At 59.6% G+C, this 8,499-nt stretch carries 9 protein-coding genes and 1 pseudogene; 7 read left to right on the top strand and 3 right to left on the bottom strand.

The genetic code is table 11. The features are described 5' to 3' along the window. Positions 1-92 (bottom strand): annotated as a pseudogene (locus ACWIE7_RS17880) (IS6 family transposase); the annotation flags it as partial. Positions 93-194: 102 nt separating this feature from the next. On the opposite strand from ACWIE7_RS17880, the gene trxB reads away from it, so the two are divergent. Genes trxB through ACWIE7_RS17850 form a run of 6 tightly spaced genes read left to right on the top strand, consistent with a single transcriptional unit; the run spans position 195 to position 5,107 of the window. After that, on the top strand, positions 195-1,172 hold the full coding sequence (gene trxB / locus ACWIE7_RS17875; RefSeq protein ID WP_454070154.1) for a thioredoxin-disulfide reductase: 978 nt from the start codon (positions 195-197) through the stop codon (positions 1,170-1,172). Continuing rightward, on the top strand, positions 1,169-1,492 hold the full coding sequence (gene trxA, locus ACWIE7_RS17870) for a thioredoxin (RefSeq protein ID WP_454070153.1): 324 nt from the start codon (positions 1,169-1,171) through the stop codon (positions 1,490-1,492). The genes trxB and trxA overlap by 4 nt, the downstream gene beginning before the upstream one ends. Further along, a complete protein-coding gene (gene arsB, locus ACWIE7_RS17865) occupies positions 1,489-2,586 on the top strand; it encodes an ACR3 family arsenite efflux transporter (RefSeq protein ID WP_454070152.1) in 1,098 nt (365 codons plus the stop codon). The genes trxA and arsB overlap by 4 nt, the downstream gene beginning before the upstream one ends. Continuing rightward, on the top strand, positions 2,583-3,584 hold the full coding sequence (locus tag ACWIE7_RS17860) for a metalloregulator ArsR/SmtB family transcription factor (RefSeq protein WP_454070151.1): 1,002 nt from the start codon (positions 2,583-2,585) through the stop codon (positions 3,582-3,584). Before arsB ends, ACWIE7_RS17860 begins: the two co-directional genes overlap by 4 nt. Positions 3,585-3,599: 15 nt before the next feature. Next, a complete protein-coding gene (locus tag ACWIE7_RS17855) occupies positions 3,600-4,010 on the top strand; it encodes an arsenate reductase ArsC (RefSeq protein WP_454070150.1) in 411 nt (136 codons plus the stop codon). Positions 4,011-4,042: 32 nt separating this feature from the next. Beyond that, entirely contained in the window at positions 4,043-5,107 is a 1,065-nt protein-coding gene (locus ACWIE7_RS17850; protein ID WP_454070149.1) for an ArsO family NAD(P)H-dependent flavin-containing monooxygenase, read from the top strand. Position 5,108: 1 nt separating this feature from the next. Here ACWIE7_RS17850 and ACWIE7_RS17845 read toward each other — a convergent pair whose 3' ends face one another. Both ACWIE7_RS17845 and ACWIE7_RS17840 read right to left on the bottom strand, forming a co-directional pair. Then, positions 5,109-6,341 (bottom strand): MFS transporter, encoded by a 1,233-nt coding sequence (locus ACWIE7_RS17845; RefSeq protein WP_454070148.1) that lies wholly within the window; start codon positions 6,339-6,341, stop codon positions 5,109-5,111. A gap of 59 nt (positions 6,342-6,400) precedes the next feature. Continuing rightward, positions 6,401-7,717, bottom strand: a complete 1,317-nt coding sequence (locus tag ACWIE7_RS17840) for an NAD(P)-binding domain-containing protein (protein ID WP_454070147.1) — start codon at positions 7,715-7,717, stop codon at positions 6,401-6,403. A 90-nt stretch (positions 7,718-7,807) separates the two neighbouring features. On the opposite strand from ACWIE7_RS17840, the gene ACWIE7_RS17835 reads away from it, so the two are divergent. Then, positions 7,808-8,158 (top strand): ArsR/SmtB family transcription factor, encoded by a 351-nt coding sequence (locus ACWIE7_RS17835; RefSeq protein ID WP_114118933.1) that lies wholly within the window; start codon positions 7,808-7,810, stop codon positions 8,156-8,158. Positions 8,159-8,499 lie beyond the last annotated feature (341 nt).

The raw sequence follows: 8,499 nt of genomic DNA, 5'->3' as shown, positions 1-8,499 counted from the left end.
AGGCGCCAGCTCGGATCAAAGCCACGCCGCCAGAACCAGCGCAGCCGCTTCTCCATCTCCGGGGCGTAGCACTGGACCCAGCGATAGATCGTCGTTAAGAGAGATGCGGATGGCCTCGAGCAGGCCAATCCGGCGGCCTACCCGCAATGAGCCGTTCACTTGCAACATACTTCGATGCCTGTCAATATAGAAGCATGTCGATTCAAGAAGTTGAGTTAGTAATTGTGGGCTCAGGCCCCGCTGGCTACACGGCGGCGGTCTACGCTGCGCGCGCAGGACTCGCACCTGTGGTGATCGCTGGCTCCGTTACCGCTGGTGGCGCACTGATGACAACGACCGAGGTGGAGAACTTCCCAGGGTTCGTTGACGGCGTGCAGGGGCCGGAACTGATGGACGCGATGCGTGCTCAAGCTGAACGCTTTGGTGCACGCATCATTTACGACGACGCCATACAGCTCGAGCTGGAAGGGCCAGTTAAAACGATCAGCACAGGCAATGGCGAAACATTCATTGCACCCGCTGTCGTGCTCACCATGGGCTCCGCCTACCGCAAGCTCGGACTTCCGGAGGAAGACCGGCTCTCCGGTCATGGCGTCTCATGGTGCGCCACTTGCGACGGCTTTTTCTTCCGCGAAAAGCACATCGCCGTGATCGGCGGGGGCGATTCCGCGATGGAAGAAGCGCTGTTCTTGACCCGCTTCGCTTCCAAGGTCACTCTCGTTCATCGCCGGGACGAGTTCCGGGCGTCAAAGATTATGGCTGAACGAGTCCTTGCTGATCCCAAGATCGAAGTGGCCTGGAACTCGGAAGTCGCCGAAATCTTGGGTGACGATCAGGTCGTTGGCCTGAGACTCAAGTCGACCGCTAATGGTTCAGAGCGCGTCTTGGATGTGACTGGGGTGTTTGTGGCGATCGGGCACGACCCGCGCTCTGAGCTTGTCGCTGATCAGATTAAAACTGATGGCGACGGCTACGTCAAGGTTGAGCACCCGTCCACCCGTACCAACCTGTCTGGGGTGTTTGCCGCTGGTGACCTCGTCGACCACACATACCGTCAGGCGATCACTGCAGCTGGCACTGGCTGCGCGGCCGCACAGGACGCACAACACTTCCTGTCCAGCCTAAGTGCTTCAGGCAAAGAGGCAGAGCTTGTTTCGGAGGTCTCGGTATGAGCATCCTCAACGTCACTGACGCCACCTTTGAATATGAGGTACTCCAGTCAGAGATCCCGGTCCTCGTCGATGTGTGGGCTACTTGGTGCGGGCCGTGCAAGCAGATTGCCCCAATTCTCGAGGAACTCGCGATCGAATACTCCGGGCGCATCAAAATCGTAAAAGTTGATGCTGACGCAAACCCACACACAGTGAGAGCGACCGGGGTCAGTTCCATCCCCACCCTCGGTTTCTACGAGGCCGGAGATCGAGTCAACGTGCTTATCGGTGCACAGCCCAGACCCGTTATTACGGCAAAGCTTGAGGAGCTTCTTTCATGACGAATTCAATGGTTACGGCCACACGAGTTGCGCCGAAGCGCATGTCCGCCCTCGACAAGTGGCTCGCGGTGTGGATCGGTCTCGCGATGATCGCGGGGCTCATGCTTGGGCGGTTCATTCCGGGCCTTTCGGAGCTCCTCACCAAACTCGAAATCGGCGGTATCTCTGTCCCGATTGCGTTGGGGCTTTTGGTGATGATGTATCCGGTGCTTGCGAAGGTGCGCTACGACAAGGTTGCCGCGGTCACAGGCGATAAGAAGCTGCTCGTGTCGTCGCTCGTCCTCAACTGGGTCGTCGGCCCAGCACTCATGTTCACGCTCGCCTGGATCTTTCTCGCCGACCTCCCCGAATACCGCACCGGTGTCATTATCGTCGGGCTCGCGCGCTGCATCGCCATGATCGTCATCTGGAACGACCTCGCCTGTGGCGACGGGGACGCCACCGCGGTCCTCATAGCCGTGAATTCAGTGTTTCAAGTCGTCATGTTCTCGGTGCTCGGCTGGTTCTACCTCACGGTGCTTCCCGGCTGGCTCGGCCTCGACTCACAGGGCCTCGACGTCTCGGTGTGGCAGATCGCCCTCAACGTAATCGTTTTCCTCGGGGTGCCGCTGCTCGCGGGCTTCGCGTCGCGGTGGATCGGCGAAAAGCGCCGCGGCCGTGAATGGTACGAGGAGAAGTTCCTCCCGAAGATTGGCCCGTGGGCGCTCTACGGGTTGCTCTTCACCATCGTGCTGCTGTTCGCACTCCAGGGCGAAGCCATCACCAAGAATCCGCTCGATGTTGCGCGCATCGCCGTACCGCTGCTCGCCTACTTCACCATCATGTGGCTCATTGGCATGGTCGTCGGCAAAGCGATCGGGCTCGGATATGCTCGCACGACGTCGCTTGCTTTCACCGCGGCCGGCAACAACTTTGAGCTCGCCATCGCGGTCGCCATCGGCACCTTCGGCGCTGCATCGGGGCAGGCACTCGCAGGGGTCGTCGGCCCGCTCATCGAGGTGCCAGTGCTTGTTGGACTCGTCTATGTCTCGCTCTGGTTGGCGAGAACCTGGTTCAAAGTGGATCCCTACGCGACCGAATCGAGAACAGCATGACCACGACTGCCGTAGTACTTGAAGCCGAGAACTGCACCCCCAACGCAGAACACGCAATGGGTGCGGACGCAGCCACTGCCGTCGCCAGCACGCTCAAGGCATTGGCAGAGCCGCTGCGGCTTCGGATGCTTTCCGCTATTGCGACCGATCCTCGCGGGGAATCTTGCGTGTGTGACCTGGCGGAGCTGACGGATGTGTCCCAGCCCACAGTCTCACACCACCTGAAAGTACTGAAAGATGCTGGCCTTCTCGCTTCGGAGCGACGAGGGACGTGGGTCTGGTACCGAATCGTCCCTTCGCGCAAGAACGCGGTCACAGCCCTGCTCGACTCGTTTGCGCCAGCCACCCTGCTGGAGGACGCTGAGGACCACGCAGATCGTGCTGATGCGTTGCGCACGATGGATGCGCGAGTGACGCGTCTCGCGGAAGACCTCGCAAACGAACTCACAGATATTAACCGTGACCTGGTGGTCGCGATCGTGCGCGAGTCTTATGCAGGGCTTGTGCGAAGTGTGAGACTGACGCAGCACATGATCCCTCTCACTGAACGATTCGCGCGGCAGCGCCTCGCAGACCTGGCGCGAACCCCCGACTCTGCCGTGCCGCAGGTGCTCTTTGTGTGCGTCGCGAACGCGGGCCGATCGCAGCTCGCAGCAGCGCTCCTCAATAAGCTTTCCGCTGGCACTGTGATCGCCCGATCTGCGGGCTCAACGCCAGCTGCAGACGTTCACCCCAATGTCCGTAAGCTTCTCGCGGAAATCGAAGCCCCGGCGCTCGCTGATGCAGCATTCCCGAAACCTCTGACCGATGACGCTGTTCGTGCTGCCGACGTTGTCATCACGATGGGGTGCGGCGACGTATGCCCCATCATCCCGGGCGTGCGATACGAGGATTGGGCCGTGGGCGACCCGGCCCTTGCTTCAGAAGCTGGCACAGCTGCAATCCGTGATGACATCGCGGCCCGAGTGCAAACACTATTGACCACACTGACTAAGTAAAGGAAGCTCCGGATCATGACCGAGACCAAACCATCCGTACTGTTCGTCTGCGTGCACAACGCTGGACGCTCGCAAATGGCGGCCGGCTACCTACGGCACCTCTCAGGCGGGCAGATCGAAGTGCGATCTGCGGGTTCGATGCCTGCCGATCAGATCAATCCGGCAGCAGTCGCTGCGATGTTTGAAGAGGGCATCGACATTGCCGCTGAACAGCCTAAGGTGCTCACCGATGAGGCTGTAGAAGCCTCAGACGTGGTGATCACAATGGGATGTGGCGATACTTGCCGGTTCTATCCGGGTAAGCGTTATGAAGACTGGGTGCTCGACGACCCTGCAGGCCAGGGCGTTGATGCGGTCAGGCCCATTCGTGACGAGATCAAGAGTCGAATCACGACCCTCATCTCGGAACTGATCCCGAGTTCATGAGGGCAACCGGCTTCGGAGACTCTGCTGTCCCGATGACTGACTCACGGAGTGTGGAAGTCATCGTAGTCGGCGGAGGGCAAGCTGCTCTCGCCGCGGGCTATTATCTGCGACGAGCCGGAATACCTTTCGTTATTCTTGACAGCTCTCACAAGCCAGGTGGGGCCTGGCAGCAGGGGTGGGATTCTTTGCGTCTCTTCTCGCCAGCTGAGTACAGTCCGCTCCCCGGATGGTGGATGCCTCAGCAGGAAGGTGAGAAGTACCCGACTGCTCAACATGTCGTCAAGTATCTTGGGGATTATGAGCGTCGTTATAGCCTTCCAGTAGTGCGCTCGGTTCAGGTCGAGAGCGTGAGGCGCGACCGAGACGGATTTGCCGTTGAGACGAACGCAGGTAATTGGCGGGCGCAGTATGTGATCAGTGCGACTGGGACTTGGGGTGCGCCATTTCTGCCTGACTGTCCTGGTCGCGAGGAGTTCACCGGGGAACAGTTGCACACGGTTGACTACCGCTCACCCGAGCCATTCCGGGATAAGCGTGTCGTGGTCGTGGGCGGAGGGAACTCAGCCACACAGATCCTTGCTGAAGTGTCCTTGGTGGCGGACACCAAGTGGGTGACTCAGCGCGAGCCACGGTTCATGCCTGATGATGTTGACGGGCGCGTGCTGTTTGACGTTGCAAGTCAGCGAGAGGCAGCTCAGCGAGCAGGCATCACGGCGCCCGGCGTCGCCGCCCTCGGTGACGTGGTCATGGTACCGAGTGTGCTCGCAGCTCGTGACCGAGGAGTGTTGGTGGCCGCACCAATGTTTGAACGGCTCACACCAACCGGAATAGCTTGGGCAGACGGCACGCACTGGCCGTGTGACGCAATCATTTGGTGCACCGGATTCCAGCCCGTCCTTGATCATCTTGCCCCACTCGGTTTGACCTACGAACACGGACGACCAAAGACGATCCAAGGCACCCGCTCAGCTGATCAACCAGCTCTGCATCTACTGGGCTATGGAGACTGGACAGGTACAGCGTCCGCAACCATCGTGGGGGCAGGGCGCACAGCGAAGCAGGTCGTTGCTGAGATCGTCTCTGATATGCAGCAATGAGCTAGGGGTCAGGTGTTGGGCGGGGGCGTGTGCTGAGAACCATCAGTATGGCCCCTGCGCTGGCCAGTCCGGTGAACACGATGAACGCGTTTTGGTAGCTTCCGGTGGTCTCTGCTAAAAAGGATCCAGCCCAGGGGCCTGCTGCCATCGCCAGCAGTACGGCCATGCTCAAGATGCCGGAGATGTGTCCGTAGGACTGTGTACCCCAGCGATCTAGAATCGCGGTGGCTTGCAGCAAGGTCGCAAGTCCACGTCCGATTCCTGCAATCACCGAAAAAGAGATCAGCAATGCCAGCGGCCCTGAGATGAACGCCAGAGCTGCAGTTCCTGCGACTACGAAGGTGAACACGATGAAGGTGCGCGTACTAAGTGACAGTCGGGTGGACATGGCGGTGTAAAACAGGCGCCCAACGATTTGTCCCACACCACCGATGCCGAGTACCCACGCCGCCACTGAGGGGCTATGCCCACGTTCGAGTATGAGCGGGACAAGCGTGATGAGCGCTGCGTACATCGCGAGAGACACGAGCGCGAGTCCACTGAGAAGCATTCGGAACTGTGTCGTCGATACCACCTTGCGGACATACTCTTGTGAAGATTTCCCTGGTTCGGAGTGCTGTTCCGCAGGCCAAGAACGGCGTAAAAGTATCCAGTGCGTTGGAACCGTGAGTACGAGAAGCCCCAGCGCTGCCCACATATAGGTTTCCCGCCAACCCAAATGCGCATCAAGGAAAGTTACCAGCGGGGCAAATACGGTACTTGCAAGCCCCGCCACCAGGGTGAGGGCTGCAAAGGCCTGCACCTGCTTTCGCCCTTTAAACCAGCGCGCCAGGGCAGCAAATGCTGGCGGGTAGAGCGTTCCAGCCATCGCGGAACCGCTTACTAGCCACCCAACGGTGAACATGACTGGGTGCTGAGAAGAGGCTACAATCACGAGGCCAACCGCAGCCAGCAACGACCCCACTGTCATCACCATTCTGGGGCCATGGCGGTCGATATGACGCCCAACAACAACGCCTAGCAGCGCTGAGGCGATGAGGCCAAGCGAGAACCCTGCTGACACCAGTTGAGGAGACCAACCGGTGTCGTCGCTAATGTTTGGTGCAAGGACAGGGAATGCGTAATAGAGCAAACCCCAGGAAACTAACTCTGTGAAGCATAAGCCTGCCAGAACACCACTCAATGCAGGTCTCAGCGGCATCGGATCTCTTTGATGGACAGATCTGTCGAGCATCTGAGTATCTCCTCAGGGGAACGGGGCCCCTCCCGCATGAAAGGGCCCCGGACTATGGCCTAGTTACTCAGAGCAGGGGTGAGGTCAATACCTACAGGAGTTACGGCGCAGCAACCTCCGCCCGTCGTCTCTTCCGGTGCATCGAATAGCCCCGCGCCACCGCACACTCCTGTGTCAGGGAGCACGAGGTCCACTCGTTCCGCTGCTTCGTGGTCCCCGGCGAGTTCCGCAGCAACGCTACGAACTTGCTCAAAGCCGGTGAGTGCGAGGAAAGTTGGGGCGCGCCCATAAGATTTAGCGCCAACAATGTACAACCCCGCGTCTGGGTGGGCAAGATCCGCGGCTCCGGTCGCCCGGATCGAACCACACGAGTGAATATTTGGGTCTACTTCGGTAGCGACGCGTGACGGTGCTTGGAGGCGAAGGTCAACATCGAGGCGAACTTCCGAGAGGATTGAGAGATCGGGGCGGAAGCCTGTGAGCACGATCACCTGATCAGCCAGCTCAAGCGAGCGGCCGTCGTCAGCCGTCAGCACGGCTTGTGCACCATTCAACGACACTGAGTCCGTGCGGAATCCTGTAACGAGGGCTACGTGTCCATCAGAGACCGCTTTCTCCGCCAGCACTCCGAGTGCGCCGCGCTCAGGTAGTTCATCTGCTTCGCCGCCACCAAAGGTGTTGCCCACGACACCTCGACGCAACACCCAAGTGACCTGCGTTGCGGGATCCTGTTCTACGACACGAGCAAGCTGAACGATTGCAGTCTTGGCCGACGCGCCGTTGCCAACAACGACGACATGCTTTCCTGCGAGAGCTTGTACATCATCCGTTGAAGGAATTTGGTAACCGAGGACCCCTGCGACCGCAGCAGCATTCTCGCCGATTGCGGGGAGTCCACCTGACCCGGCAGGGCTGGGGGTGCCCCAAGTACCGGAAGCATCGATGACAGACTTGGCTTCGATTCGCGCCTCGCTGCCGTCAGTGTTCACGACGTGAATGACGAATGGTTGCTCCTCGCGCCCCGCGTCGACGGAGCGGTCGCGGCCTTTTTTGCTTACTCCGACAACTCGTGAACCATAACGCACTCGATCGCCAAGCGCGCTAGCAAGCGGTGCCAAGTACTGCGAGATCCACTCGCCACCGGTTGGGTAGCCCTCGCCAGGCTCTGCCCATTCCGTAGTCGAAAGGAGACGTTTACTCGCGCTGTCCATGACTTCGGACCACTTCGAGAAGAGACGTACATGCGCCCATTCTGCGACAGCGGCAGCCGGGCCAGATCCTGCCTCGAGCACGAGAGGGTCTATGCCCCGCTCAAGCAAGTGGGCGGCTGCGGCGAGCCCCTGGGGGCCGGCTCCGATTACGACAACTTGGTTCATCACATATCTCCATCCATTGATGATCTTCGATGTATGAAAGCCTACAGGCTCATATCGACAAGTGTCAATACGTGGGGCAGAATGGTCTACATGAACACTTTGGAAGCGGTTGACGCCACGGACACTCAGGCAAGTTGCTGCAACACAGTTGACCGGCATGTCGTTGGCGACCTCGAAGCGCAGCAGCTTGCGAAGGTCTTCAAGGCCCTCGGTGATCCCACGAGAGTGAAGCTGCTCTCGCTGATTTCTGCCAGTGCGGGCGCTGAGATGTGCGTGTGTGACCTCACGGAGCCTGTCGGGCTTTCTCAGCCCACGGTCTCGCATCACATGAAGCAACTTGTTGAGGCAGGCCTGGTGACACGGGAGCAGCGAGGTCGGTGGGCCTACTACAGCCCAGTGGCCTCCGTGCTGACTATGGCGACAAACGTGATGGTGAGATAACGCAGTCCAGGCCATGGAGCTAATCACTCTAGGGTCGAGTAGGTCAAGCTCACTCGTTGTGGGACGGTAGAACTAAAGGTCACAACGCGGTTGGCCTGGCCTGTCTCAGTCGGGCAAGCGCAGCAACTCGCCAACGTATCTTGCACGGCTGGCCGCAATAGCGTTGCGCCACTTCACCGCGGTTCGCACGTGGATTCCGACAAGATTTGCGAGGACCGAAGGGTCTACTTCCTGGGCAAGGGACTTGGCTCTGTTGCAAAGATTGGCGGCAGTCAGAGGTAGGCTGTCGCTCTGCGCCGATCAGGCGGCTGCTGCGAAATGGTGGTTGAGCATGCCCATGG

The organism is Dietzia sp. NPDC055343, assembly GCF_053645265.1.
The sequence above is the reverse complement of the archived record's forward strand: the minus strand, read 5'-3'. Positions and strand labels throughout refer to the sequence as shown.